The sequence below is a fragment of the Streptomyces sp. GS7 genome (assembly GCF_009834125.1).
Taxonomy (GTDB): Bacteria; Actinomycetota; Actinomycetes; order Streptomycetales; family Streptomycetaceae; genus Streptomyces.
This window is the reverse complement of record NZ_CP047146.1, coordinates 7,162,501-7,189,361: the sequence shown is the minus strand read 5'-3', so window position 1 is coordinate 7,189,361 and position 26,861 is coordinate 7,162,501. Positions and strand designations below refer to the sequence as shown.

Below are 26,861 nucleotides of genomic sequence, written 5' to 3'. Positions count from 1 at the left end.
GCAGGCAATCGTTCGTTGTGTACCGAGTGTTGGGGAGCCCGTGGGCGGCTCATGCGAGAAGTTGTTCCCAAGTAAGGAATCTGGCATCGCAGTTGATACCTATGCGTGCATTCGTGTCCCACTTCCCCACAAAGTGCCCATGGGTACCCCCTGAAGATCCCATGCGAGATCCAACGCCGTAGTCTGAGCTGAAGTCCCATGTCGCTGTCGTCAGCCTGGGCAAGACCAAGGCAGCCGGGTTTCCGGTCCGTAAGAGGGGGAGAATGTCCTACCAGCCCGCCGAGCCGCCGAACGTGCCGCAACAGCCGTATCCCGGTGGCTTTCCGCAGCAGTACCCGCAGCAGGGGCCGCCGCCGGGCGGATATGCGCCACCTCAAGGCCCGCCCCAAGGGCCGCCTCCCGGGGGATTCGCTCCCCCGCCATACGTGTCCCCGGCCTCGCCCCAGCCGCCGCAGCGCAAAAAGGGAAAGATCGTCGGGTTTGTCATTCTGGGGATATGTGTCGTCCTGGCGCTGGGTGTCGGCTCACTGTTCCTGATAGGCCCTAACAAGGTCCCCGTCAGGGGTGCGGGCATGGGGACTCTTCCGGTATACGCAAAGCTGAACCAGGCCCTCAAGAACAAGGACGAGAACGCGTATCTGGCACCCTTCCAGGGGGACGCGCTCAAGGCGGACCAGCGGAAGCTGTTCCGCAACCTGATGAAGATGCCGTTCAAAGTCGCCCGCTACGAGAAGTCGGCCACGCAGGCCGGCGCCGCCGACACGGTGCAGGGCGTCAGCTTTGTCCACCAGATCGAGAACATTGACGTGGCTCCGGTATACGAGGAGTACCAGTTCACGTTCGGGCCGGACTCGACGGGGCACGCGGTGATCACCGGCGTCGAGGGGGCGTCCCATCCCTTCCCGGAGACCGCTTCCACGTTCTACCCCGCACCGTGGGACGTCTACGACGACATGACGGTGTGGAAGGGAGGGCGGGTGCTGGTGATCTCCGACAAGTCGCACGCTGCGGACACCCAGCGCTTCGCCCCGTACATCTCCAAGGCGGCCGATGACGATGTGGCGGCCTGGGACCGCAGCGGCGCGGACAAATCCACGCTGTCCACAGGTGCCCTGGTGGTGCTGGAGCCAAAGCGTGAGGTGTACTCGCAGTTCTACCGCAAGGGCGAGAAGAGCGACTCCTTGGAGGCTGGCGTCAATCTCCCCCTGTCCAGGTTCGGTGCCCAGGACGAGGAGAACACACTCCAGTTCGGCGGTTCGCGCATCGTCATGGACTCGTCCCTGAGTCGATTCACCGAGCCTGACTGGAAGAGCGGGGTCAGGCAGATCGGCCGTCATGAGATCGCCCATGCCATGGTGGCTCCTTACAACAGCGCACGCGGTGAACTACCCATCAACGTCGACAGCTGGATCTCCGAGGGATTCGCCGGATATATGGAGTCGCGCGACAACCCTGCGGTGGCGAGCGCCGACAACGAACAGACGCTGAAGGGTTCCAAGCTCGGCTTTGGTGATTCGCCGGAATCGGAGGCTGAATCCTTCTACGCGAAGGACGCCAACGAGCGGCACCGGAACTACGTGCTGGCACGCCTCGCGATCAGGTACATGGCCGAGAAGTACGGCGAGAAGAAGACATTCGAGTTCGTCACTTCGATGTACCGGAAGCCGGGCTACGGCACGGAGCGCGGGTACTACGCGCAGAAGATGAACACCGACCGGCGCACCTTCATGGAAGACTGGCGCGCCTACGTCCGCAAGACCGTCCCTGGCGTCAGCGGGGACGGCTGACGGCAGGACTGACGCCGTCCTGTCACGTGCCCCTCCGGCCGGATCCATCGGCCGGAGGGGCCAAGCGTGAGTTGAGCCTCGCCGTCCCGCTCAGCCGAAGACGTCCTCGACGCTGCCCTTCACCGTGTCCTTGACCTTGCCCTTGACGGTGTCCGTGGCGCCCTGGTGGTTGGTCGCGGCGTTGCCCGTGTGCGCGTCGACGTGTTTCTGGGTCTCGTCCAGGCCGCGCGTGGTGAGGTCGTCGGCGGCGTGGGTGATGTACGTCTTTGGCTTGGTGAGGTCTTCGGCGCCCTGCTTGACTCCGTCGACGTATTCTTCGGCTTTCTTCTTGCCGATGTCGGCGGTCTCGCCGAGGTCGATGCCGTCGCGTTCGCCGAAGTGGGCTTCGATGCCCTGCTGGGCGACGTTCTGCGCCATCTCCATTCCGGCGTCCTTGGCCTTTTCCTTGGCGGCGTCGACGACCTTTTCCTTGACGGTTTCCTTGATCGTGTCCTTGACCGTCTTCTTGGCGTAGTCCGCGACGAGTTTGCGGGATTCCTTGGAGACGGCCTTCTTCGCCATCTTCTTGACGGCGTCCATGGTGGCGTGCTCCATGGCCTTGGTCGCCGCGTGCATGACCTCGCGCTTGATCTTCTCCAGGATCTCGCGAACGATCAGGCGGGTCGCCTGGGTGGCGCCGGCCGCGGCGAGTTCGGAGGTGCCGAAGGTGAAGGGCGCGGCGGCCTGGGCCGCGATGATCTCGGCGGCCAGCATCACGAGTTGGACGATGACCGCGATCTTCCCGGCGAGTACGGCGATGGCCGCCGCGTCGAAGGCCACCGCGATGACCTCGGCCGCCGCGGCGGCGTCGCGGAAGTAGTGGTCCCCGCTGCCGCCGCTGCCGTCGTACGCGCCCCATTCCTTCCGGAAGCCCTCGACCGCTTCACCGGAGTTGGCGGAGGCGACCGCATTGGCCGCCGAAGTGCCTTGCCCGTTCGCCTGGTTCACCGATTCGGCGAAGGTGCGCCAGACCTGGGCGCACTCGTGGAGTTTGTCCTCGTCGGCGTCCGGCCAGTGGTAACCGAGGAGGTCCAGGACCCAGGTGACTTCGCTTGGCAGGGTTAATGACACGGTGATCGTCCCTCGTGCGGTGGCGGCCTGTCGGCGGTGGAGAGGGTGAGGGTGGGGGAGGGTGGCGTGCGGGGCGGGCGTCAGGCGGTCGGGCGGTCGATCGCGTTGATGTACTGGAGGCCCTGGTCGTCGGAGGCGGTGTACTCGCGCGCCATGTTCTGGAGCTTGTCGCCGATGCCCTGGAGATGTTCGCCGAGGGAATCCATCGACGTGAACATTCCGTCCCGGACGGGCGTGTAGATCGTCTCGAAGATGTCGCCGAAGTCGCACTTCTTCCACGGGTCGCCGATGTTCTTCAGGTCGTCCTGGAGTTTCTTCGACGCGCTGGAGAAATCGCTGCCGATGTGCACGAATGCGGTTCCCTGCGTCCGCAGGACTTCGGGATCTACGTCAAATGCCTGGCCGGCCACCATCGCCCCCGTTTTTCACGGCGCATTCCGCACCTTGACGTCGCCTTTACGGTCCCAGGTTGGTGGCGTGCGCGTGAGGGTGTCAAGGCGGGCGGTGCGGCCGGTTGACGCTGTGTGGAGATGGGGCAACACCCCTGAAATGGGGCGGAATTGGCTGCTCTGGGGTTCCGGGTCGGGCCCCTACGACGTCCCGTAGGATTTCTGCTCATGGACGCAGCCGACAACGGTCAGGGGAACGAACAGGCCGACGAGCGGACTGGTCGGTCCGATCAGCCCCTTTCCGAACCCGAAGCCCCCGAACCGGGCGCTCAGAGCGAGGGCGAGGGCGAGGGTGACGGCGAGGCCGGGGCGCGGGTTGGGCTGACGCCGCGTCAGGCGCGGCGGGTGCGGGTCGTGCTGGCCTCGGTGATGATGGCGCTGATGGCGGCGCTGCTCGTGGTGCGGCTGGCTTCCCGTACGTCGGTGCTGGTGGTCGGGGTGTACGGGGCCGCTCTCATACTCTGCGGGGTCGTCATCGAGCTGAGCCGGCACGGGCGTACCCGGCTCGGTACCTGGCTGCTGGGCGTGGGGCTGGCGGCGGCCATCGCCGCCGACTGGGTGCTGCTGCCCTGAGAGGTCGGCGCAACCGGCCCGGGGCGAGGAGGAGTTCGCGGGTGCGCGAAGGGGGCACCGTGGATGTCACGGTGCCCCCTCAGCCGTTGACCGCCGGGCGGCGATCAGCGGTACGCGTCCGAACGGCCCTTAGCCGAAGGGCGAATTGAGCTTGGCCGGGTCGACGCGGTAGGGCTCCGGGTCGTGGGCGAGGCCCGCGTCGTGCAGGAGCTCTTCCTTGACGGCTTCCTTGTTGGTGTCGCTCGTCAGGCCCTCCTTCGCCGCCGACCAGGCCGACTGGCCCGCCGCCTTGCCGAGGCCCTTGGCGCTCAGGTCGTCGCTCCGCTGCACGGGGTCCTGGTCATCGATCCCCAGGCCGGACTTGAGTCCCTCTTCGAACTTGCCCGTGGCGTACGAGTCGACCTTCTTGACTCCCTGGCGCAGGGCGTAGTCGCCGAGCTTTCCGCCGACGCCTTCGAGCGACTTGTTCCCCAGGGCGTCCTTGCCTATCTTGCCCAGGCTCTCGCCGCCCTTCCCGAACTCGCGGATCCCGTCGACGGCCTTCTCGACCTTCTTGATCCCGCCGAGAGCGTTCTTGGCGGTCTTGAGGTTCTTGACCGCCTTGACGGCCTGGCCCAGTTCCTTGAGGGCCTTGAGCAGCTCCTCCAGCTTCGTGGCCAGCTCCTCGGACACCTTGGCGACGCGGGCGACGAAGGCCGCGATCTCCGCCGCGTCGATCAGCGCGTCCGCGATCAGGCCGATACCCGCCGTCAGGACGGCGATCACGGCCTCGGCGGCGAGGGAGGCGATCAGCGCCTCGATCGCCTCGCTGATGATCTCGATGACCATGCCCTCGGCCTGCGCGCACTCCTGCGCGGCCGAGTTGATGATCTTCGCGGTCTGGTGCATCTCCTCGGCGGTGCCGTCGAGGGCCTCGACGATGGTGCCCATGTGGCCGCCGAAGGCGTTGGACGCGGGCCCCTCCCACTGCCGCGACAGCGGGGAGCCGTTCGTCCGCAGCTCCTCGGCCACCAGCTGGACGGCCTTGGCCTGGGCCTGCCACGAGTCGGCGGCGGCGTTCAGCGCGGCGAGGTCTCCGGTGACCTTCTCCAGCACCTTCAGCATGCCGGACTTCTCCAGGGCGAACTCGACGGCTTCGTCGAGCATGCCGCCCAGCCCGCCCCGGGAGGGGTGGGTCGCCTCGGGGAGCGGGGCCATGGGCGCCGGGTTGGGCGCCTTGACCCAGCCGTAGGCGTCGCCGGCCGGCGTGAGACCCGTCGTCGGCGAACCCGGGTACGGGCCCGCGCCGTTGGACCCGGGGACGCCGCCGGGCGGGGCCGGGTACGGCATGGTCGTCGTGCCGGGCATGCCGCCGGGCGCGGGCTGGCCGTAGCCCTGGCCGCTGCCTTCGCTGCCCGCGGCACCGGGGCCGCCGTAGCCCTGGCCGCCGCCTTCACCGCCTACGGCACCCGGGCCGCCGTAGCCTCCACCGCCGGGGGCGGGTGCGCCGCCGCCCTGGCCGCCCGGTGCCTGGCCGCCTTCGCCGCCGGCTCCCTGGCCGCCGCCCTCGCCGCCGGCGCCCTTGTCGCCCTTGTTGCCGCCGAAGAGCTTGTCCGTGGCCCAGTCGGTGCCCTTGTCCACGAACTTCTGGCCCGCGCCGTGGAGGGTGTCCTTCCACCCGCTGGCAGCCCCGCCGCCACCGTCACCGCCGTTGTCGGGCGGGGTCGGTGCGGGGTCGGGGTGCGGGGTCGGGTTCGGGTGCGGTGCGGGGTCGGGGTGCGGCGTCGGGTTGGGGTGCGGTGTGGGGTCGGGCTGGGGGGTGGGGTTCGGGTGCGGAGTGGGGCTGGGGTTCGGGTGCGGCGCCGGGCCCGGGTCGGGCTGCGGGTTCGGGTGGGGCTGTGGGTTGGGCTGCGGCGCAGGCTGGGGGTTGGGGTGCGGCTGCGGCGCAGGCTGCGGGCTCGGGTGCGGCTGAGGTGCCGGCTGCGGATGCGGCGTCGGCGTATGAGGCGTCGACGTGTGGGGGGTCGACGTGTGCGGCGTCGAGTGGGAGGAGCGGCTCGGACTCACCGGGCACCCCCGAAGGACGCACTGACCGCCTGGTCGTGCTCGGCGTAGTTCTGAGTCGTGTACGTGAGTCCTTCTGACGTACCCGTCAAGGCGTTGAGCAGGTCGGTGAGGTTCTGCCGACTCGCGTCGGCGTGCGCGTTGTAAGTCTCCGCCAGGTTCTGGGCGTTCGGCAGGTGGCCGAAGGCGCTGGACGAGAGGCGGATGGCAGACACCGCGGACTGGATCTGCCCGAGCTGTTCCACCTGGTCGCGGACCGTTGACGAATAGCTTCCGATTGCTTCGGGATCAACCCGAAACCCGGAGTCCCCCATGTCAGGTACCCTTCATAAGCGATTGTGAGCCTCACATCGTACTGACGCTTGGTCGCGTCAAGACCACCAGGGTGCGATGCCCGCCACACGCGTCGCGTGCGTCGCATCAGGCGGTGCCGATGAGTCACGGCCCGTGAGGCGTGAGCCGTAACCACCGGAAGAATCCTGCCAGTTGGCCGGGAAGAATGCTGCCGTTCGGGCCGCCCGCCCGGGGCGGCCCGTGGCCGGTCGGATCAGACGGATCGGACGGATCAGAACAGTCCGTGCCACATCTGCTCGACGATCAGGGACCACCAGTTGCCGGCGTCGTCCAGTGCCCAGGCGTCGATGGCCGTCAGCTGCTCCTGGAACGCCGCGATGGCGGCGCCCGCCGCGTACGGGTCCGTGCCCCGCATCTGCCGCCTGGTGGAGGCCAGAAGGGCGAGGGAGCGCGCGTAGGCGGCGACGGAGCGGTTGACGAAGCGGGCGCCGCCGGAGGACGGCTGGACGGCCCAGACGGTGCCCTGCTGGCTCGGGTCGTCCTCGGGGGCGGTGCACTGCACGGCGATGGCGTACAGGCCGTCGCTGCCGATGCGGACATAGCCGGCGAGGATGTCCAGGACCTGCGGCGGGGCGTCGGTGCCGATCGCCCGGAGATGGCCGGCGACATCCGTGAACAGGCCGCCGGCCGGCGGGTTTCCGGGCTGGTCGGCGGTGAAGAAGTACGGGACCTGGAGGGGCAGTCCGGCCACCGCCAGAGTCGTTCCGGTGTCGTCGGGCAGTGCGGTGCCGGTGAGGGCGTCCGGGGCCGCGCGCAGCACGCCCTCCGGGCCGAAGACCTCGGCGAGTTGGCCGCCCAGCTCCTCCGCGCTCATCGGCGGCGCGGGCGCGACGGACTGCGGTACGGCCACGCGGTGCGGCTGCGGCGGGGCCTGCTTGCCCGCCATCCGGTACATCGCCGCGACGTTCTGGAGCAGCCCGGCGATGCCCTCGGCGCGCTCCTCGGGGCGCATGCCGTAGCCCGCGGTGCAGGAGAAGGCGGCGTTGGGGAAGGCCCGCAGGACGAAGTCGCCCGTATAGCCGCCGGGGAGCAGCGCCGGCTGGAGGTCGGTGTGCACCGCGCGGACGTCGGCGCCGTCGACGCCCAACCGCTGGAGTTCCGCGAGGAGTTGGTACTCGGCGGGCGGCAGGCCGGGCGCCGAGACGCGGGCCAGGCTGGTGTCCTGGCCGGTGGACGGGTCGCGGTAGGTCGCCACGGCGGTGTTGCCGGGGCCGGTGACCGGCGGCTCGCCCGCGGGCGCGGCCGCCTGGGCCTGGGTGTTCACGAGTGGTCTCCTTCGACGCCCTGCGGGCGGTCCTGGGAAGCGGCGTCGGCGGCGGGGGCGGTGCCGGTGGCCTGGGCGGGGATGGTGGGCACGACCTCGGGGCCGGCCTCCGGGGAGGGTGCCGGGAGGGGGGCCTGCCTCCGCTCCGGGGCGGGCTCCGGAACCGGGGCCGGGGCCGGCACGGTGATCTGACGGGCCGTCACGCCGCGTTCGGTGGCGACGAGCAGGACGCCCTGCGGCGAGAGGTCGGCGTCGCGGAACGGGGTGTCGGAGAGCAGCGCGGTCACCACCTCGCCGCTCTCCCGGGCCCAGACGCGCAGGTAGTCGGCGCCGCGGCTCAATCCGTAGGGGGACGCCGCCTGTTCGTCCTCCGAGGGGCGCCGCATCCGCGTGGCGTCGGCATCGAGGTGCCCCGGGCGGAAGAGGTCGTGGAGGAGGAGGGCGGTGTCCGAGTCGGGCAGCGGGCGGGCACCGGGAGTCCCGGCAGGGACCACCAGCGCGGCGACGGGACGGGAGCCGCCGGTGGCCTCGCCACCTCCCTCGCCTCCTTCTCCCTCGCCCTGCGGCAGGAGGAAGGCGGGCGCCACCGAGACCACCCCCGCCAGCGGCAGGCTCCACAGCGTGCGCCACGGCAGGTCGAAGCCGAGGCCGTGCAGCGCGTCCGCGTACGGCTGGAGGCCGTCCTCGACGAACGCGGTCTCCAGCAGCGCCGCCCGCATCTCGGCCGGGGCCCCGGAGCGGGTGAGCAGGGGAGCGGTGCGCAGATACGTGTGGGCCGGGGCGCCCAGCTGGTCGAGCGGTACCGCCTCGACGGCGGCGCGCAGCGTGACCGGGTCGGCGTGGGCGAACAGGCCCGGGTCGGTGAGGAGTTGGGGCAGCAGCCCGGCGTCGAGGGTGTGCGCCGCGAGGTAGTCGCGGACGTACGGATCGGCCAGCGACCAGTTCTGCTGCGGTACCGCCTGCAGGAGCGCCATGGCGATCCTGGTCTGGGCGTCGCGCGCGTCCGCGAGGCCGGACCGGACCTCCGCGGCGAGAACGGGGTGCGCCAGCCGCAGCAGCGTACGGCCGCCGGAGCCGTTGCCCGAGCCGTCCCCGGTCGCTCCGTCCGTGTCCGCCGTCTCCGCCGTCTCCGCCGGTTCCGCCTGCTCCACCGGTTCGATGAACGGTGCCGCGAGCAGCATCCCTTCGGCGATGGCCGGGCCCATGTCGTGCCCCGCGACGGCGCTCGCCAGCGGGTGCCACAGCTCGACCGGCAGCCCGTCGCCCTCGGCGAACGCCAGCGGGGCGAGCATCTGCCGCAGCGTCAGCGGTTCGGCGCCGAGGCGGCGGGCGTGCAGGTCCAGCACCTCGCCGACGGTGGCGGGGAGGTGCGACGCGTCCGCCGGGTCGACGTCGCCGGGCGCGGGCAGGGCGAACAGCGAGCGGACGGCCAGGTGGACGGTCAGCCGGCTGCCGCCCGCGCGCCGGGCCAGCGCCTCGGCGAGCGCCCGGCGGGCGTCCGGGTCGGTGGTGTACGGCAGGTCGGGGGCCCCGGCCTCCGGGGTGAGCGCGGTCTCGGCGTGCAGTACCAGGCCCTCGGGGTCGGCCCACTCGGGCTCGTCGAGGTCGATGACCTGCACCTGGCCGCCCGGCGCCGCCGCGGCCAGCTCGGCGGCGAGTTCGCGGGGGACGTCGGCGAGCAGCCGGACCGTCGTGGTCGCGGCGAGCGGCGTGAGGACGTCGCGTATCAGCCGCGCCGGCTCGTTCGCGGGACGCACCGGACCGGCCAGGTCCACATCCGGCACCACTACGGTCACCGGCTCTTCACGAGCGGCGAGTTCGGTGAAGATGTCCTCGGTGCGGGTCGCCGCCAGCCCCAGATGGTCGGCGAGCAGCCACAGCACCTGCGCGGACGTACGGCCCCTGGGGTCCGGGACCGCGGGCGCCGGGAGGTCCGGCGGGACCGTCGCCGGGTCCAGGTCGTCCAGCGGGAGCCGCTTGCGGTACTCGGGGTCGCACAGCATCAGGAAACCGGCCAGCAGGCGCGAACGCCCGCTCCCCGGGCTGCCGGTGACCACGACGACGCGCGGTGCGCCGGGCCACCGCATGCGCCACGCCGCGAGGGCGCGGAGCGCGGCGGTGCGCCCGCCGATGTACGGATGCGGCGCGTACTGCCCCGCCGGGCCGGTCGCTTCCGCCGCGCCGGCCGCTTGTGCCGCGCCGGCCGCTTGTGCCGCGCCGGCCGGTCGTCCTGCGTCGGCCGCGTCGGCTGAGGCGCTCATGACGCCCTCGTCCCCCATCAATCCCGCCCTCCACCTCGTGGATCCGTGCGTGTACCGGCTAGATCCTATGTTCCGGACCGGGTGGTACGGCACGGCCCCGGGTGGCTGTTCCCTGGAAATGTGTGGGGCGGGCGGTGCCGGAAAAGCACGGAACTATGCACTGGTGCGGCTGTGTGCCCGATAAGTGCCCGACAATTCGGCAATTCCGGCCGCCGGTCCGGCGGCCGGAATTCCGCGCGGTTCAGCTGTGTCCGCGACGGCTGCCCCGGCGCGGGCCGGTCACGATGTTGAGGCTCGGCGCGTCGCGCTCGGCGCGCTCGCGGTCCTCCTCCTCTTCCTGCTTCTGCTGCCACTCGGCGAACTTCGCGCGGGACTCCTCGCGCTCGGCCTGCGTCTGGTCCTCCGCCGCCCGCCGGATCTGGTTCATGCGGTCGCCCAGCGCGCCCATGTAACTGGGCGTCTCGATGGCGTCCTTCATGCTGATCCGGCCGGAGAGCACCTCCTTGGCCATCTCCTGGATCTTGCCGCCCACGTTGGGGTTCTCCGCGAGGACCTTCAGCGCCTTCCGCAGGCGCTGCGCCTGCTCCTGGTCATGGGCGACGTCCATCAGGTCCGCGTCCTCGATCTGCCGCTCATTGCTCATGTCTGCCCCCTGGGTACGTGGTGGAACGGCAACCGCGAGTGCTGCGCTGGCGTCAGAGTCTAATAACGGGTGTGAACGGGTCGTCAAGACGGGGTTGTCGGTATTGCCGCATATTGCTCCGTATCCCCTTCCCTGCTTCGTACACCGGCCCTTCCGCAGCGGGCGTCGGGCCTATTGCGTATGTGCTAGACCTGTGGCGATGTTCAGCAGGTCGCTGTCATTCAATTCGGGGAGAAATGATGTCCGACGAGGTCCGGCTCAGTACCGAGACGCTGCACAAACTCGGTACGTCCTTCGAGATACAGGCGGAAGAACTGAGCCGGCAGCTGGGCGCGTTCAGACGTCGCGCGGACGCCGGTGCGCTGCGCGACGGCTTCGGCAGCGAGGAGGCGGCCCGGCCGCACCTTGAGCTGTTCGAGGAGGCCGAGCGCGCCCTCGTCCAGCTCCAGGAGCGGCTCGCCGAGGTCGGCGGGAGCATCAAGGAGACCGCCGCGAACACGCAGGCGGCCGAGGACGAGCTGGTCGAGATGATGCGGAGCCTCAACAAGTGACCGAGCCACGGCGCAACCCCGAGGCGCTGCACGAAGCGGCGGCCGGCTGGCGGGAGATGGGCAAGCACCTGGACGGGCTGGTCCGCGACCTCGACGGGCATGTCGGCACCGCCGCCGCGGCCGACTGGCACGGTCCGGCGGGCGAGGCGTTCGCCGCGGAGTGGCACCGCCTCAAGCGCGGCGTCGACGACGCACTGCCGGCGTTCGAGCTGGCCGCGGCCGACCTGGACAGCGCCGCCACCGCGCACCACACCGACAGCGGCGGCACGGACCACGACGCACCGCCGGTGGACAACTCCGGCTCGCAGAACGGCTCCCAGGGCGGGCCGCAGATGACGTACGGCTTCATGGCGCTGGGCCAGCTCGCCAACTCCCTCGGCGGCGCCTTCGGCAAGCGCGGCAAGGGAGGGGGCGGCGGGCAGAGCCATGTGCCGGTCGTCACGCACCAGTGGGAGACCTCCACCGCCGCGCACGGCCCCGACCCGTTCGGGTCGGCCAAGGACGGCGAGGCCGCCACCCGCGGCGGCGAGGGCCTCGCCAAGGGCGTACGGACCGACCCGGCCGCGGCGCAGCGCGCGGCGGCCGAGCAGGAGGCCAGGGAGAAGGCCAGGGCGGAGGCGGAGAAGAAGGCCGCGGAGAAGCCGGACGGCAACCCGCACGGCGCCTTCGGCTGACCCGGCCGCACACCACCCCGCGCACGACGAACGGCGGTGGGGCGCCCCTCCGAAGAGGGACGCCCCACCGCCGTTTCGCGTGCTGCCTGCTACTGGCCGCTGTACGGCAGGAAGCCCGTCTGGACCAGCTGCGCACCGCGCTTGCGCGTGATGAACGTGGCCCGGCCCGGCGTCATCTGCTGGCCCTTGACGTTGCCCATCAGCGGACCCTCGGCCGGGTCGGCGGACAGGATCAGGCCCTGTGCGCCGAGCTCCTTGGTGCGCTGCATCACGGGCTCGAACGAGGACCGTCCGGCACCCGAGGAGCTGCGCGCGATGATCAGGCGCAGACCCAGGTCACGGGCGAACGGCAGGTACTCCAGCAGCGGTTGCAGCGGGTTGCCGGTGCTGGTCGCCACCAGGTCGTAGTCGTCCACGATCACGAACGCGTCCGGCAGGTCGTACCAGCTGCGGTTGCGCAGCTGCTCCGGCGTGACGTCCGGCCCCGGCATCCGTCGGCCCAGCGAACCCGCCAGACCGCTGATGACCTCCTGGAGCTGCGGCCCCGCGGCGCAGTACTTGTACACATGGCTCTCGGGGACCTCGCCCAGCAGGGCGCGGCGGTAGTCGGAGACCACCATGAGCGCCTTGTCCTGCGGGTACCGCTCGGCGAGCTGCTTGGTGATCAGACGCAGCAGCGACGACTTGCCCGACTCGCTCTCGCCGTAGATGACCAGCAGCGGGTCGGTCTCGAAGTCGATGAACGCCGGGGACAGCGTGGTCTCGTCGACACCGATCGCGATGCCGTGGTCCGGGTAGTCGCTGCCCTTGGGCAGCTCGTTGACGTGGAGCATGGTCGGCAGCATCCGCACCGCGGGGGCGGGCTCGCCCTGCCAGTGCTCGCTGACCGTCTGCACCAGGTTGGCGACGCCGTCGCTGAGGGTCTCCGGGTCGCTCATCCCGTCCAGGCGCGGCAGCGCCGCCAGGAAGTCGAGCTTCTCCGGGGACAGACCGCGGCCCGGCTTGCCCATCGGGACGTTCTCCGCGCGCTTGCGGTCGAACTCCGACTCCATCGGGTCGCCCAGGCGCAGCTCCACGCGGTTGAGGAGCTGGTCGCGCAGGGCGGGCCGCACCTCGGTGTAGCGGGAGCCGGCGATGATCAGGTGGATACCGAAACCGAGACCCCGGCCGGCGATGTCCAGGATCACCGGGTCCATCTGCTCGTAGTCGGTCTTGAACGTCGACCAGCCATCGATGATCAGGAAGACGTCGCCCCACTTCTGGTCGGGGAAGGCGCCCGCGGCCCGCCGCTGGCGGTAGGTCGCGATCGAGTCGATGTTGTTGGCGCGGAAGAACTCCTCGCGCTCGTTGAGGATGCCGACGACCTCGGAGACCGTACGCCGGACCTTCTCGGCGTCCAGACGCGAGGCGACCCCGCCGACGTGCGGCAGGCCCTCCAGCGACAGCATGCCGCCGCCGCCGAAGTCGAGGCAGTAGAACTGCACTTCGGCCGGGGTGTGGGTGAGCGCGAACGACGTGATGGCGGCCCGGATCAGCGTGGACTTGCCGGACTGCGGACCACCCACGACCAGGCCGTGACCGGCACCGGCGGAGAAGTCCAGGTACATCACGTCACGCCGCTGCTCGAACGGCTTGTCCACCAGCGCGACCGGCACCACGAGCTTGCCCAGCGCGGTGTACTCCGCCGCGTGCACACCCCTCTCGGGGGTGACCGTGAGCGCCGGGAGCAGCTGGTTGACCGTCGGCGCCTCCTCCAGCGGCGGCAGCCACACCTGGTGCGCCGGCGGGCCCTGGCCCTGCATCCGCTGGACCATGACGTCCAGCACGGTGTCGGCGAGCGCGTCGTCGATCTCGGGCTCGGCCGCCTCGACGACGACCGGCTCCTCGATGATCTGCTCGATGACCGGGGCCGCCGTGAACGGCACCGGCATCCGCATCGACCGGCCGCCGCTGCCACCGCGACCGCCGCCGCCCGGACCGCGGTACGTACCGGAGACGTAGGCCGCCTTGAACTGGACCATCGTCTCGGTGTCGTACTTCAGGATGCCGGAACCCGGGACGTTCGGCAGGTGGTAGGCGTCCGGGACGCCGATCGCGGTCCGCGACTCGGCCGCGGAGAAGGTGCGCAGACCCAGGCGGTAGGACAGGAAGGTGTCCAGGCCGCGCAGCTTGCCCTCTTCCAGACGCTGCGAGGCGAGCAGCATGTGCACACCCATCGACCGGCCGATACGGCCGATCTGGATGAACATCTCGATGAAGTCGGGCTTGGCGGCGAGGAGTTCGGAGAACTCGTCGATGATCATCACCAGCGAGGGCAGCGGGTCCAGCGGGGCACCCGCGGCACGCGCCTTCTCGTAGTCGGTGATGTTGGCGTAGTTGCCCGCCGAGCGCAGCAGCTCCTGGCGGCGCTGGAGTTCACCGGTGATCGAGTCGCGCATGCGGTCGATCAGGGTGACGTCCTCACCGAGGTTGGTGATGACGGCCGCGACGTGCGGCATCTCGGACATGCCGGTGAAGGTGGCGCCACCCTTGAAGTCCGCGAGGATGAAGTTCAGCGTCTCCGAGGAGTGCGTCACCGCGAGCGCGAGCACCAGGGTGCGCAGCACCTCGGACTTACCGGAACCGGTCGCACCGACACACAGGCCGTGCGGGCCCATGCCCTGCTGCGAGGCTTCCTTGATGTCCAGCATGACCGGCTGGCCGTCGCGGTCCACGCCGATCGGAACCCGCAGCCGCTCGGACAGCGTCCGCGGCCGCCAGGTGCGCGACACGTCCAGGGTGCCGGCGTCGCCGATGTTGAGCAGGTCGGTGAAGTCCATGGAGGACAGCAGCGGGTCCTCGCCGTCGGAACCCGCACCGGCCCGCAGCGGGGCCAGCTGGCGGGCCAGCGACTCCGCCTCGGCGATCGACAGGGTGTCGCAGACGCCGTGGTAGACCGCGCCGCTCGCGGACTCCAGAACCAGCTTGCCCGGCCAGACCTGTACGGCCAGACCGCCGCGGATCTCGTCCAGGTCGCCCGGCACGATCTCCAGGATGGTGACGCCCTGAAGGCCCTCGGCCCCGGCGATCACCGAGTCCATCGGCACGTCACCGCCGTCCAGCACGACGACGACGTGCGGGGTGTCGGTCACCGGCTGGCCCTGCGGGTTGAACCGCCCGCGGCCGTCGAGGTCCTCGGCCAGCAGCTCCTCGACCTCACCGAGGTCGCCGACGACCAGCCGCCGGGTGCCCGCGCCGTCCGTGGTCGTGTCCTGGACCTGCGGCAGCCACTTCATCCACTCCCACTCGGCCTGCGCACCCGGCGCGGCGACGACCGCCACCACCAGGTCCTCGGGCGAGTGCAGGGTGCACAGCTGGGCGATGATGGCGCGCGAGGCGCCGTAGACGGTGTCCGGGTCACCGGAGACCGTCAGGTGGTAGAACGCGCGCAGCGACACCGCCAGCGGGAGGTCGTCCAGGTGGCCGTGCTTGTCGAGGAACTCCTTCATCGCGTGCGCGGTGAGCGGCTCCAGCTCGTCGACCGGAGCGGTCTCCGGAGCCCGCAGGGGAGTGGACAGCTGCTGGGGTCCGAGCCCCAGGCGCACCTGGCCGAAGTCCGGGTCGGTGGCCCGGCGTTCCCACACCCGCTTGCCCTCGGCGACTATCGACCACAGCTGACTGGGGTCGGGGTGGGTGAACAGCTGCGCGTCCCGCTGCCGGCGCGCGGTGCGCCGCACCTCTTTCCGCTTCTGCGCCAGGTACTTGAGGTAGTCCTGGCGCTCCTGGACCATCTGCCCGGAAGGCCCCTGGCGGGCCTTGACGATCTGCATGATCGCCATCGCCAGGGTCGAAGCCACCATGAAGCCGCCCATGATCTTCATGAACGGCTGGTTCCCCATGAAGAGGAAGCCCGCCGACGACGCCATGCCCATCATGGGCATGAACGTCATGAACAGGTTTTCCGGCTCACCCTCGCGGGGCAGCTCCGGAGGCGCCTCAAGTACCACCTCCTCCGAGGGGACTTCATGTGGCAGCGCGCGTGGCGGGCGCTTGACGATGACAACGCTCACCGAGGCATCAGTCCTTCATGCATCTCGCAGTCTCGGACCGCCCCCGTTGGTTCGACGGTCCCCCGAGCCAAGTCCTTGGCCCGACGCAGGCGTTGATCCTACTGTTAAACGTCAAGCCAAGGGGTGGGTGGGGCAGTACCCCGATCGGACGGTACGCTGACGCCCCGCGAGCGCGCCACAACGCTGTCAGAGACGGCTTTATATATAGGGCGCGTGACGCGACAAAACGCCCAACGGATAGGGGGAACCGCCAGGTGAGCACGAGCACTGGCACCGGCTTCTGCCGGGTCACAGTCGCCGCGCCGGACGCACGGATCGACGTGGCACTGCCGGAGGACGTGGCACTCGTCGACATTTATCCGGAGATCCTGCGGCTCTCCGGGCAGTCCCAGGCCGAGGGCGCCCCGACCGGATACCACCTCGTACGCCGCGACGGCACGGTACTTGACGCCGGGCAGTCGCTGGCCCAGCAGCAGATCCTCGACGGCGACCTGCTGCTTCTCAAGCCGTTCGCCGAGTCGCTGCCGCTGCCGGTCTTCGACGACGTCTCGGACGCGGTCGCGTCCGCCGTCAAGCGCAACCGCAGCCGCTGGACCGACGACCTGATGCACCTCGTCGGCCTCACCGCCGGCGTGCTGCTGCTCGTCATGATGGCGTTCGCGCTGTGGTTCTCGAACCCGATCGACCGCGACATGCACCGGCTCCCCGGCATCATCGCCGGTGTCGTCGGCGTCGTCCTGGTTGCCCTGGCCGGCGTCCGCGCCCGGGTCTACGACGACCACGGCTCCTCCATCGCGCTGGGCCTCGCGTCGCTGCCGCACCTGCTGATCGCCGGCTCCGGCATCTTCCCCGTCGACCAGGGCTCCGGCCCCGGCCGGCTCCAGCTGCTCGTCGGCTGCGTGACCGTACTGATCGCCTCCGTGCTCCTGGTGGTCCTGCTGCCGCGCGGTGACGCGCCCTTCGTGGCCGCCGCCTTCCTGTCCGCGATCGGCACCCTCGCGGTCTTCGCCGCGATCCTCACCGACGCCGCCCCGCGCGAGGTCGGCGCGGTCACCGCCGTCGTCTCCATCGCGATGGTCGCCTGGCTGCCCGGCCTCTCCGCCCGCTTCGCCCGCCTGCCCATCGGCTACAAGTCGCCCGACCAGATCGCGAAGGGCGCCCTCGACAACGGCGGCGAGACCGAGTCCGTCGACTTCGTCAAGATCGGCAACCAGGCCAAGCGCGGCCACGAACTGCTGCTCGGCCTGGTCGCCGGCTGCTCCGCCCTGGTCGTCGGCTCCGCCGGTGTCGTCCTCGGCTTCTCCGACAACGTCTGGGCCCAGGTGCTGGCGCTCGCCGCGGGCATCACGATCATGCTGCGCGCCCGGCTCTTCGACTACACCGCGCAGGTCGCCTGCCTGACCATCGCGGGCATCCTCACCATCGTGCTGCTCGTCCTGGGCATCGCGCTGCACCCGCCGGTCGACATCTTCGTCACCCTGCAGCGCTTCCAGGACTCCGGCCCGCTGAACGTCCGCACCGTCTGGTTCTCCAGCAGCATCGCGGTGGGCGCCGCCGTCCTCGTCGGCGTCGGCCTGATCGTTCCGAAGAAGGGCGTCACCCCCTTCTGGGGCCGGATCTTCGACATCTTCGACGGCCTGGTCCTGCTGTCCCTGGTGCCGCTGTGCCTGGCGGTGCTCGACATCTACAGCACCGTGCGCGGCCTCACCGGCAACAGCTAGCGGCGGCCCACGGCACCGTCCGCGTCACGGCCCCCCGACCACCCGGTCGGGGGGCCGTTTCCAGCTGGTAGTCTGTCCGACGGTCCATCCGAGTCATCCAAGATTCCCTGTGACGCAAACCAGGGACGCTCACGGACCGGAATCCAGAGGAGTACGCGTGTCGCTCGACGCCGCCACGAAGAAGCAGATCATGGCCGATTTCGGCACCAAGGAGGGTGACACCGGCTCCCCCGAGGTCCAGGTCGCGCTGCTGTCCCGCCGCATCTCGGACCTGACCGAGCACCTCAAGACCCACAAGCACGACCACCACTCCCGCCGTGGTCTGCTGCTGCTCGTCGGCCAGCGCCGCCGCCTGCTGCAGTACCTGGCGAAGAAGGACATCACGCGCTTCCGCGCGCTGGTCGAGCGCCTGGGCATCCGCCGCGGTGCGGCGGGCGCCAAGTAATCCATAAAAGTGCCGCATAGGGAGCGGGTCCCACCGGGGACCGCTCCCTTTGCCGTACGCACCGGACAGCCGTCCCGCCGCGCGGTGGACGGAAGCTTTGTAGTCTGGTGCCATATCGCAAAAGCGAACGCGGTAGGAGCGCCTCCTGGCCGCCGGTCCTCGGTAGTGGCCCCCGGGCCGTCCATGGCAGACCATGCGACATCACTCCGGGTGCTTCGATCGAAGACCGGCCCGCACCGGCGCTCCACCGAAGACGGTCCCTGCCACACGGGCAGCGGACGCAGACGAGGAGATATTCCTGGTGGAGAACGAGACCCACTACGCCGAAGCCGTGATCGACAACGGCTCCTTCGGCACCCGCACCATCCGCTTCGAGACGGGCCGCCTGGCCAAGCAGGCCGCCGGCTCCGCCGTGGCCTACCTGGACGACGACACCATGGTGCTGTCGGCCACCACCGCTTCCAAGAACCCGAAGGACCAGCTGGACTTCTTCCCGCTGACCGTCGACGTCGAGGAGCGGATGTACTCGGCCGGGAAGATCCCCGGCTCCTTCTTCCGCCGTGAGGGCCGCCCCAGCGAGGACGCGATCCTCACCTGCCGCCTCATCGACCGGCCGCTGCGCCCCTCCTTCAAGAAGGGCCTGCGCAACGAGATCCAGATCGTCGAGACGGTCATGGCGCTCAACCCCGACCACCTCTACGACGTGGTCGCCATCAACGCCGCCTCCTGCTCCACGCAGCTGGCCGGCCTGCCCTTCTCCGGCCCGATCGGCGCCACCCGCGTCGCCCTGATCAACGGCCAGTGGGTGGCGTTCCCGACCCACACCGAGCTGGAGGACGCGGTCTTCGACATGGTCGTGGCCGGCCGGGTGCTGCCCGACGGCGACGTCGCGATCATGATGGTCGAGGCCGAGGCCACCGAGAAGACCGTCGAGCTGGTCAAGGGCGGCGCCGAGGCCCCGACCGAGGAGGTCGTCGCCGCAGGTCTGGAGGCCGCCAAGCCCTTCATCAAGGTCCTGTGCAAGGCCCAGTCGGACCTGGCCGCCAAGGCCGCCAAGCCGACCGGCGAGTTCCCGGTCTTCCTCGACTACCAGGACGACGTCCTGGAGGCGCTGACCAAGGCCGTCAAGGACGAGCTCTCCCAGGCGCTGACCATCGCCGGCAAGCAGGAGCGCGAGGCCGAGCTGGACCGCGTCAAGGCGCTGGCCGCCGAGAAGCTCCTCCCGGAGTTCGAGGGCCGCGAGAAGGAGATCTCCGCCGCGTACCGCTCGCTGACCAAGACCCTGGTCCGCGAGCGCGTCATCAAGGAGAAGAAGCGCATCGACGGCCGCGGCGTCACGGACATCCGTACGCTCGCCGCCGAGGTCGAGGCGATCCCGCGGGTGCACGGTTCCGCGCTGTTCGAGCGTGGCGAGACCCAGATCCTGGGCGTCACCACCCTCAACATGCTCCGCATGGAGCAGCAGCTGGACACCCTCTCCCCGGTGACCCGCAAGCGCTACATGCACAACTACAACTTCCCGCCGTACTCCACCGGCGAGACCGGCCGCGTCGGCTCCCCCAAGCGCCGCGAGATCGGCCACGGCGCGCTGGCCGAGCGGGCGCTCGTCCCGGTCCTGCCGACCCGCGAGGAGTTCCCCTACGCGATCCGCCAGGTCTCCGAGGCGCTGGGCTCCAACGGCTCGACGTCCATGGGCTCGGTCTGCGCCTCCACGATGTCGCTGATGAACGCCGGTGTGCCGCTCAAGGCCCCGGTCGCCGGCATCGCGATGGGCCTGATCTCCCAGGAGATCGACGGCGAGACGCACTACGTCACCCTCACCGACATCCTCGGTGCGGAGGACGCCTTCGGCGACATGGACTTCAAGGTCGCCGGCACCAAGCAGTTCGTCACCGCGCTCCAGCTCGACACCAAGCTCGACGGCATCCCCGCCTCGGTCCTGGCCGCCGCGCTGAAGCAGGCCCGCGACGCCCGCCTGCACATCCTCGACGTGATGAACGAGGCCATCGACGTCCCCGACGAGATGTCCCCGAACGCCCCGCGGATCATCACCGTCAAGATCCCGGTGGACAAGATCGGCGAGGTCATCGGCCCCAAGGGCAAGATGATCAACCAGATCCAGGAGGACACCGGCGCCGACATCACGATCGAGGACGACGGCACGATCTACATCGGTGCCGCCGACGGCCCGGCCGCCGAGGCCGCCCGCGCCACGATCAACGGCATCGCCAACCCGACCATGCCGGAGGTCGGCGAGCGCTACCTGGGCACCGTCGTCAAGACGACCACCTTCGGTGCGTTCGTGTCCCTGCTCCCGGGCAAGGACGGCCTGCTGCACATCTCGCAGATCCGCAAGCTGGCCGGCGGCAAGCGCGTCGAGAACGTCGAGGACGTGCTCGCCGTGGGCGCCAAGGTCCAGGTCGAGATCGCCGAGATCGACCAGCGCGGCAAGCTCTCCCTGATCCCCGTGATCGAGGACGACGACGCGGCCGCCGACACGAAGGACGACGCCGCCAAGTGACGTCCCGTACGTACACGACGACGGCCCGCACCTCTTCGGAGGGGCGGGCCGTCGCCCGTACCCAAACGCTTCTCAAGGGCACCGCGGGCGCCGGCACGGTCCGCAAGACGACCCTCCCCGGCGGCCTGCGCGTCGTCACCGAGACGCTGCCGTCCGTCCGCTCCGTCACCTTCGGGATCTGGGCGCACGTCGGCTCCCGCGACGAGACGCCGTCGCTCAACGGCGCCACCCACTACCTGGAGCACCTGCTCTTCAAGGGCACCGGCCAGCGCACCGCCCTGGACATCTCCGCCGCGATCGACGAGGTCGGCGGCGAGATGAACGCCTTCACCGCGAAGGAATACACCTGCTACTACGCGCGGGTGCTGGACACCGACCTCCCGCTGGCCATCGACGTGGTGTGCGACATGCTCACCGGCTCGCTGATCGAGACCGAGGACGTGGACGCCGAGCGCGGCGTCATCCTCGAAGAGATCGCGATGACCGAGGACGACCCGGGCGACTGCGTGCACGACCTGTTCGCGCACACCATGCTCGGCGACACCCCGCTCGGCCGGCCCGTACTGGGCAGCGTCGACACCGTCAACGCCCTCACCGCCGACCGCATCCGCCGCTTCTACAAGAAGCACTACGACCCCACGCACCTGGTCGTCACCGCCGCCGGCAACGTCGACCACGCCAAGGTCGTCCGCATGGTCCGCCGCGCCTTCGAGCGGGCCGGCGCGCTGGGCCGCCAGGACGCGGCTCCGATGGCCCCGCGCAGCGGCTCCCGCGCCATCCGCACGGCCGGACGCGTGGAACTCCTGGGCCGCAAGACCGAGCAGGCGCATGTGGTCCTCGGCGTACCGGGCATGGCTCGCACGGACGAGCGGCGCTGGGCGATGGGCGTACTGAACACGGCCCTGGGCGGCGGGATGTCCTCCCGCCTCTTCCAGGAGGTCCGCGAGAAGCGCGGCCTGGCCTACAGCGTCTACTCCTTCACCTCGGGGTTCGCCGACTGCGGGCTGTTCGGCGTCTACGCCGGCTGCCGCCCCAACCAGGTGCACGACGTCCTCGGGATCTGTCGCGACGAACTCGACAAGGTGGCGGCCGAGGGCCTCACCGACGACGAGATCCGGCGCGCGATCGGCCAGTTGCGAGGCTCGACGGTCCTCGGCCTGGAGGACACCGGGGCCCTGATGCACCGGCTCGGCAAGAGCGAGCTGTGCTGGGGCGAGCACATGTCGGTCGACGAGATGCTCGCCCGGATATCGGCCGTCACCCCGGACGAGGTCCGGGAGCTGGCCCGTGATGTCCTGGGCGCGCGGCCCTCGCTGTCCGTCATCGGCCCACTGAAGGACCGGCAGGCGGCCCGTCTGGACGACGCCGTCGCCTAGGCGACGGCGTCGGCACCGTCCGCGGGTCACCGAACCACCAAGAGAGAGCGGAAAACGATGAGCAAGCTGCGCGTGGCCGTCCTCGGAGCCAAGGGGCGCATCGGCTCCGAGGCCGTACGGGCCGTCGAGGCCGCCGACGACATGGAACTGGTCGCGGCCCTCGGCCGGGGCGACAAGCTGGAGACACTGGTCGAGGCCGGCGCCGAGGTCGTGGTCGAGCTGACCAACCCCGGCGCGGTGATGGGCAACCTCGACTTCTGCCTGCGGCACGGGATCCACGCCGTGGTCGGCACCACCGGCTGGACCGACGAGCGCCTCGCGCAGCTGCGCACCTCGCTCGCCGCCTCGCCGGAGGCGGGCGTGCTGATCGCGCCGAACTTCTCCATCGGCGCGGTGCTGACCATGCAGTTCGCCCAGCAGGCGGCTCGCTTCTTCGAGTCCGTCGAGGTCATCGAGCTGCACCACCCCAACAAGGCGGATGCCCCGTCCGGCACCGCCGCCCGCACCGCCCAGCTCATCGCCAAGGCCCGCGAGGAGGCCGGCTGCGCGCCCCAGCCGGACGCCACCAGCACCGCGCTGGACGGCGCCCGCGGCGCGGACGTGGACGGCGTCCCGGTGCACTCCGTACGGCTGCGCGGCCTGCTGGCCCACCAGGAGGTGCTGTTCGGCGGCGTGGGGGAGACCCTCACCATCCGCCATGACTCCCTCCACCACAGCAGCTTCATGCCGGGCATCCTGCTCGGCGTGCGCCGCGTGGTGAACACCCCGGGCCTGACGGTGGGCCTGGAGAACTTCCTCGACCTGGGCTGACGGTCATGGGCGGAAAGATCACGTACATCTTCCTCGCCACCGTGCTGGTGCTGGTCTTCGGCGTGGTGGCGATGGAGGGCGTCCTCCTCCTGCTGACGGGGGAGCCGGCGGCCATGGGCATGGGCGCGGTGGCCTTCGTCCTGCCGTGCATCGGCGGCTGGTTCCTGTGGGCCAACACCCGCTTCGCGCGCAGCGCCAACCGGCTGGCCCGCACTCTGGAGGCCGAGGGCGGCCTGCCGGTCGACGACCTCCTGCGGACCCCCGGCGGCCGCGTCGACCGGGACGCGGCCGACGCGGTCTTCGCCCGGCGGCAGGCCGAGACCGAGGAGGCGCCGGGCGACTGGCGCACGTGGTTCCGGCTCGCCGTCGCCTACCACGACGCCCGGGACACCCCGCGCGCCCGCAAGGCCATGCAGCGCGCCATCACCCTGCACGACGAGAAGCCGGACGACCGGAATCCGGACGACGAGAAGTCGGACGGCGAGAAGTCGGCACACCCTGACAACGGGCCCGTCGGCAACGGGCCCGTGCGGACCGTCTGAAGTCCCCGCGGGCCCGCGAGCCGCCCCTGACGAGTAGGTCCGGACCAGGGCCGGGCTCAGGGGCGGTACTCCGCCGCCCACGCCTCCAGTACGTCCGCGGCCCGCTCGAACGCCTCCGGACGGGACAGGAAGTCCCCGTTGCGGTCGGTGACCAGGGTCCGCAGCGGCCCGCCCCGGTCCCGCTCGACGATCAGCGCCTGCCCCTGCACGGTCCGCGGCAGCCCCAGCCAGCGGACCGGCTGCTGGGCCGTGCGGACCTCCCCGACGGCGCTCCACGGCAGGGTCGTGGTCCGCAGCAGATTCACCTGCCGCAGCCCGCGCGCGCTCACCCACACCCCGACGCGGACCAGCCGCAGCGCCAGGGCGATCATCAGGACCGCCACCACCGCACAGACCACCGCCCCGGGCAGCGATCCGGCGAGCGCGATGATCAGCGCGGAGAGCAGGACGAACGACGCGAGCAGCAGAAACACCGCCGCCGTCCCCACGCGCCACGGTCCGGGGCGGTAGGGACGGCGCCAGTGGTCGGGCTCGTCGTGCGGCAGGGCGATCGACTCCGCCGCGCGGCCGTCGGCCTTGAAGTCGCGGTCGGCCGTCAGGAAGGGCAGGGGCACGGCTGATCCTCACTCCGGCTGGTCAGCACGGAACGGCATGCTGACGAAAGCTGTGACCGGTGAGGCTATCGGGACTGACGGGGCGGAACCACCTGACGGCCCGCCCCGCCGGGCCCGTTCAGCGGTGCGCGGCCTCGGACTGGTGCACCCCGGTGGGGCCGGAGGTGTCCTGCTGAAGGGCGGGCAGACCGAAGAGCAGCGCACCTGCCAGGCCGCCCACCACGGTCAGCGTGATCAGCGACTGCCCGAAGATCTGCGCGCGCGAGGCGCGCTGGCGCGGCGGGGGAGTGACATTGCTGCGGAACCGGTCTGCCTCGGCAACGAAGGCGAACGGGACGGGCTCTCGCCGGCGGAACATGAGCGGGCTCTCCTAGGAACCTCGAAGTGGGCACTGTCACAGGGAAAGACGACTGGGGCGCCCGATTGGTGCCCGTTTTCCGTGAGTTCTGTGAAAAATATCAACCGCCTGGCGGACGGCTGCCGTCGGGGGTCCGTTTTGTCGCTAACGCCGCATCAGCTCGCATTTCCCGCGCTGTCAGTGGCGGGCCGTAGGCTGGACGCGCACGAGGATCGAACGGAAGGAACCGCCGGTGTCCCACACCCCCGAGAGCGCCGAGAGCGCACCCGTCAGCTTCCGCAGCGAGGTGACGGTCGAGCTGGTCAAGCACAGCGCCGCGGACAGCGACGTGCTGTGGGCGGCCCGGGTCTCCACGGCCGGCGAGCAGTCCCTGGAGGAGCTGCAGAAGGACCCGGAGCGCTCCAAGGGCCTGATCAACTACCTCATGCGGGACCGGCACGGCAGCCCGTTCGAGCACAACTCCATGACCTTCTTCATCAGCGCGCCGATCTTCGTCTTCCGCGAGTTCATGCGGCACCGCGTCGGCTGGTCGTACAACGAGGAGTCCGGCCGCTACCGCCAGCTGGAGCCGGTCTTCTACGTCCCCGGCGAGTCCCGCAAGCTCGTCCAGCAGGGCCGCCCCGGGAAGTACGAGTTCGTCGAGGGCACCCAGGCCCAGCATGCGCTCACCTCCCGCGCCATGGAGGACAGCTACCGCCAGGCGTACGCGGCGTATCAGGAGATGCTCGCCGCCGGCGTCGCCCGCGAGGTCGCCCGCGCGGTGCTCCCCGTCGGCCTCTTCTCCTCCATGTACGCCACCTGCAACGCGCGCTCCCTGATGCACTTCCTCGGCCTGCGGACGCAGCACGAGCTGGCGAAGGTCCCCTCCTTCCCGCAGCGCGAGATCGAGATGGTCGGCGAGCAGATGGAGGCCCACTGGGCCAAGCTCATGCCGCTCACGTACGGCGCATTCAATGCGAACGGCCGGATCGCTCCGTAAAGCTCCGTAAAGCGCAGGCAACGGCCCGGGCGGCCGAGCGCGCGGTACAGACGTGCGAGGTGTCCGGATTGCGGCATTTTGAGAAGTTCATCTACGCTGAACAGACGGACCCGGCACTGCTTGAACCCCCGAGCAGGCAGTGCCGGAGTCCACATCCCTGCTCCCCAGAGGCACACCCAGAGGTGCCCTACGAGTAGCGTGGGACCCATGGCTCCGACTTCCACACCGCAGACCCCCTTCGGGCGGGTGCTGACCGCCATGGTCACGCCGTTCACGGCGGATGGCGCCCTCGACCTTGACGGCGCGCAGCGGCTCGCCGCACACCTGGTGGACGCCGGCAACGACGGCATCGTCGTCAACGGCACCACCGGAGAGTCCCCGACCACCAGCGATGCGGAGAAAGCACAGCTGGTCCGCGCAGTGGTCGACGCGGTGGGCGACCGCGCCTTCGTCGTCGCCGGAGCCGGCACCAACGACACCCACCACAGCCTGGAGCTGGCCCGCGCCGCCCAGGACGCCGGCGCGCACGGCCTGCTCGCCGTCACGCCGTACTACAGCAAGCCCCCGCAGGAGGGGCTGCTGCGCCACTTCACCGCCATCGCGGACGCCACCGACCTGCCCGTGATGCTGTACGACATCCCCGGCCGCAGCGGTGTCCCGATCAACACCGAGACCATGGTCCGGCTCGCCGAGCACCCGCGGATCGTCGCCAACAAGGACGCCAAGGGCGACCTGGGCCGTGCCAGCTGGGCCATCGCCCGCTCCGGCCTCGCCTGGTACAGCGGCGACGACATGCTCAACCTCCCGCTGCTCTCGGTCGGCGCCGTCGGCTTCGTCTCCGTCGTGGCCCACGTCGTCACCCCCGAGCTGCGCGCCCTCCTGGACGCCCACCTCAACGGCGACGTCACCAAGGCCACGGAGATCCACCAGAAGCTGCTGCCCGTCTTCACCGGCATGTTCCGCACCCAGGGCGTGATCACCACCAAGGCCGCCCTCGGCCTGCAGGGCCTGCCCGCGGGCCCGCTGCGGCTGCCCCTGGTCGAGCTCTCCCCCGAGGAGACCGAGCAGCTCAAGCGCGATCTCGCCGCCGGCGGGGTACAGCTCTGAACACAGACTTCACAACTGAATACGGACCAACAACCGCCACATAGCAAGTGCACGAATGTCATGCGCGCCACGTGCCTCGACGGCAGCGTGGCGCGTGTGGTGAGGAGAGTCTTTTGAGTCATCCGCATCCCGAGCTCGGCGCCCCGCCGAAGCTGCCCAAGGGTGGCCTGCGCGTCACCCCCCTCGGCGGCCTCGGCGAGATCGGCCGCAACATGACGGTCTTCGAATACGGCGGCCGCCTGCTGATCGTCGACTGCGGAGTGCTCTTCCCCGAGGAGGAGCAGCCCGGAATCGACCTGATCCTGCCGGACTTCACATCCATCCGGGACCGCCTCGACGACATCGACGGCATCGTCCTGACCCACGGCCATGAAGACCACATCGGCGGCGTCCCCTACCTCCTCCGCGAGAAGCCGGACATCCCGCTGATCGGCTCCAAGCTGACCCTGGCCCTCATCGAGGCCAAGCTCCAGGAGCACCGCATCCGCCCGTACACGCTGGAGGTCGCCGAGGGCGACCGCGAGCGCCTGGGCCCCTTCGAGTGCCAGTTCGTCGCGGTCAACCACTCCATCCCGGACGCCCTCGCGGTGGCCATCCGCACCCCCGCGGGCATGGTCGTGCACACCGGCG

At 70.4% G+C, this 26,861-nt stretch carries 23 protein-coding genes (1 of these 23 running past the window's edge); 13 read left to right on the top strand and 10 right to left on the bottom strand.

Features of this window, described 5'->3' with window-relative positions:
* Nucleotides 1–263: 263 nt before the first annotated feature.
* Complete coding sequence (locus GR130_RS31140) at nt 264–1,787, top strand: hypothetical protein (RefSeq protein WP_159507785.1); 1,524 nt, start codon at nt 264–266, stop codon at nt 1,785–1,787.
* 90 nt (nt 1,788–1,877) lie between these two features.
* Here the strand turns inward: GR130_RS31140 and GR130_RS31135 are convergent, their stop codons facing one another.
* Nucleotides 1,878–2,897: a WXG100-like domain-containing protein gene (locus tag GR130_RS31135; protein WP_159507784.1), complete on the bottom strand. Its 1,020-nt coding sequence runs from the start codon at nt 2,895–2,897 to the stop codon at nt 1,878–1,880.
* Between the two features lie 80 nt (nt 2,898–2,977).
* Entirely contained in the window at nt 2,978–3,247 is a 270-nt protein-coding gene (locus GR130_RS31130; protein ID WP_236573705.1) for a hypothetical protein, read from the bottom strand.
* 267 nt (nt 3,248–3,514) lie between these two features.
* Between GR130_RS31130 and GR130_RS41095 the strand changes: the two genes are divergently transcribed.
* Nucleotides 3,515–3,919, top strand: a complete 405-nt coding sequence (locus GR130_RS41095; RefSeq protein WP_236573704.1) for a hypothetical protein — start codon at nt 3,515–3,517, stop codon at nt 3,917–3,919.
* Nucleotides 3,920–4,048: 129 nt separating this feature from the next.
* Here the strand turns inward: GR130_RS41095 and GR130_RS31120 are convergent, their stop codons facing one another.
* The 5 genes from GR130_RS31120 to GR130_RS31100 form a co-directional block, all read right to left on the bottom strand.
* Nucleotides 4,049–5,539, bottom strand: a complete 1,491-nt coding sequence (locus GR130_RS31120) for a WXG100-like domain-containing protein (RefSeq protein WP_159507782.1) — start codon at nt 5,537–5,539, stop codon at nt 4,049–4,051.
* Nucleotides 5,540–5,961: 422 nt separating this feature from the next.
* Nucleotides 5,962–6,276: a type VII secretion target gene (locus GR130_RS31115; RefSeq protein WP_159507781.1), complete on the bottom strand. Its 315-nt coding sequence runs from the start codon at nt 6,274–6,276 to the stop codon at nt 5,962–5,964.
* Nucleotides 6,277–6,527: 251 nt separating this feature from the next.
* A complete protein-coding gene (locus tag GR130_RS31110; RefSeq protein WP_159507780.1) occupies nt 6,528–7,580 on the bottom strand; it encodes an SUKH-4 family immunity protein in 1,053 nt (350 codons plus the stop codon).
* A complete protein-coding gene (locus GR130_RS31105) occupies nt 7,577–9,841 on the bottom strand; it encodes an ATP-binding protein (RefSeq protein ID WP_236573702.1) in 2,265 nt (754 codons plus the stop codon). Before GR130_RS31105 ends, GR130_RS31110 begins: the two co-directional genes overlap by 4 nt.
* Nucleotides 9,842–10,082: 241 nt before the next feature.
* Nucleotides 10,083–10,484, bottom strand: coding sequence for a hypothetical protein (locus tag GR130_RS31100; RefSeq protein ID WP_159507778.1), 402 nt, complete (start codon nt 10,482–10,484; stop codon nt 10,083–10,085).
* Nucleotides 10,485–10,723: 239 nt separating this feature from the next.
* Between GR130_RS31100 and GR130_RS31095 the strand changes: the two genes are divergently transcribed.
* A complete protein-coding gene (locus GR130_RS31095; protein WP_159507777.1) occupies nt 10,724–11,035 on the top strand; it encodes a hypothetical protein in 312 nt (103 codons plus the stop codon).
* Complete coding sequence (locus GR130_RS31090; protein ID WP_159507776.1) at nt 11,032–11,709, top strand: WXG100 family type VII secretion target; 678 nt, start codon at nt 11,032–11,034, stop codon at nt 11,707–11,709. The genes GR130_RS31095 and GR130_RS31090 overlap by 4 nt, the downstream gene beginning before the upstream one ends.
* An 89-nt stretch (nt 11,710–11,798) precedes the next feature.
* Here GR130_RS31090 and eccCa read toward each other — a convergent pair whose 3' ends face one another.
* Complete coding sequence (gene eccCa / locus GR130_RS31085) at nt 11,799–15,758, bottom strand: type VII secretion protein EccCa (RefSeq protein WP_159507775.1); 3,960 nt, start codon at nt 15,756–15,758, stop codon at nt 11,799–11,801.
* 254 nt (nt 15,759–16,012) lie between these two features.
* Here eccCa and eccD point away from each other — a divergent pair, with 254 nt between their 5' ends.
* The 6 genes from eccD to GR130_RS31055 all read left to right on the top strand — a co-directional run bounded on the left by eccD (nt 16,013) and on the right by GR130_RS31055 (nt 23,173).
* The gene (gene eccD / locus GR130_RS31080; protein WP_159507774.1) at nt 16,013–17,479 is read left to right on the top strand and encodes a type VII secretion integral membrane protein EccD; all 1,467 of its coding nucleotides are present in this window, start codon (nt 16,013–16,015) and stop codon (nt 17,477–17,479) included.
* Between the two features lie 157 nt (nt 17,480–17,636).
* Entirely contained in the window at nt 17,637–17,924 is a 288-nt protein-coding gene (rpsO, locus tag GR130_RS31075; protein ID WP_159507773.1) for a 30S ribosomal protein S15, read from the top strand.
* A 301-nt stretch (nt 17,925–18,225) separates the two neighbouring features.
* Complete coding sequence (locus tag GR130_RS31070; RefSeq protein ID WP_159507772.1) at nt 18,226–20,445, top strand: polyribonucleotide nucleotidyltransferase; 2,220 nt, start codon at nt 18,226–18,228, stop codon at nt 20,443–20,445.
* On the top strand, nt 20,442–21,821 hold the full coding sequence (locus GR130_RS31065; protein ID WP_159507771.1) for a M16 family metallopeptidase: 1,380 nt from the start codon (nt 20,442–20,444) through the stop codon (nt 21,819–21,821). Before GR130_RS31070 ends, GR130_RS31065 begins: the two co-directional genes overlap by 4 nt.
* 57 nt (nt 21,822–21,878) lie before the next feature.
* Nucleotides 21,879–22,631: a 4-hydroxy-tetrahydrodipicolinate reductase gene (dapB, locus tag GR130_RS31060; RefSeq protein WP_159507770.1), complete on the top strand. Its 753-nt coding sequence runs from the start codon at nt 21,879–21,881 to the stop codon at nt 22,629–22,631.
* 5 nt (nt 22,632–22,636) lie between these two features.
* Nucleotides 22,637–23,173, top strand: a complete 537-nt coding sequence (locus GR130_RS31055) for a hypothetical protein (RefSeq protein ID WP_236573700.1) — start codon at nt 22,637–22,639, stop codon at nt 23,171–23,173.
* Nucleotides 23,174–23,229: 56 nt separating this feature from the next.
* On the opposite strand, the gene GR130_RS31050 is transcribed toward GR130_RS31055, so the two are convergent.
* Both GR130_RS31050 and GR130_RS31045 read right to left on the bottom strand, forming a co-directional pair.
* The gene (locus tag GR130_RS31050) at nt 23,230–23,787 is read right to left on the bottom strand and encodes a PH domain-containing protein (protein ID WP_159507769.1); all 558 of its coding nucleotides are present in this window, start codon (nt 23,785–23,787) and stop codon (nt 23,230–23,232) included.
* Nucleotides 23,788–23,905: 118 nt separating this feature from the next.
* Nucleotides 23,906–24,145 carry a hypothetical protein gene (locus tag GR130_RS31045; protein ID WP_043266386.1) on the bottom strand — a complete coding sequence of 80 codons (240 nt, stop codon included), beginning with the start codon at nt 24,143–24,145 and terminating at the stop codon, nt 23,906–23,908.
* Nucleotides 24,146–24,377: 232 nt separating this feature from the next.
* Here GR130_RS31045 and thyX point away from each other — a divergent pair, with 232 nt between their 5' ends.
* The 3 genes from thyX to GR130_RS31030 all read left to right on the top strand — a co-directional run.
* Nucleotides 24,378–25,124, top strand: coding sequence for an FAD-dependent thymidylate synthase (gene thyX, locus GR130_RS31040; protein WP_159507768.1), 747 nt, complete (start codon nt 24,378–24,380; stop codon nt 25,122–25,124).
* A gap of 207 nt (nt 25,125–25,331) precedes the next feature.
* On the top strand, nt 25,332–26,231 hold the full coding sequence (dapA, locus tag GR130_RS31035) for a 4-hydroxy-tetrahydrodipicolinate synthase (RefSeq protein ID WP_159507767.1): 900 nt from the start codon (nt 25,332–25,334) through the stop codon (nt 26,229–26,231).
* A gap of 113 nt (nt 26,232–26,344) precedes the next feature.
* A protein-coding gene (locus GR130_RS31030; protein WP_159507766.1) for a ribonuclease J crosses the window boundary here: on the top strand, nt 26,345–26,861 show its 5' portion. The gene runs 1,169 nt beyond the window's last position; 517 of the gene's 1,686 nt are visible here — the first part of the coding sequence; it begins with the start codon at nt 26,345–26,347; the stop codon falls past the right edge of the window.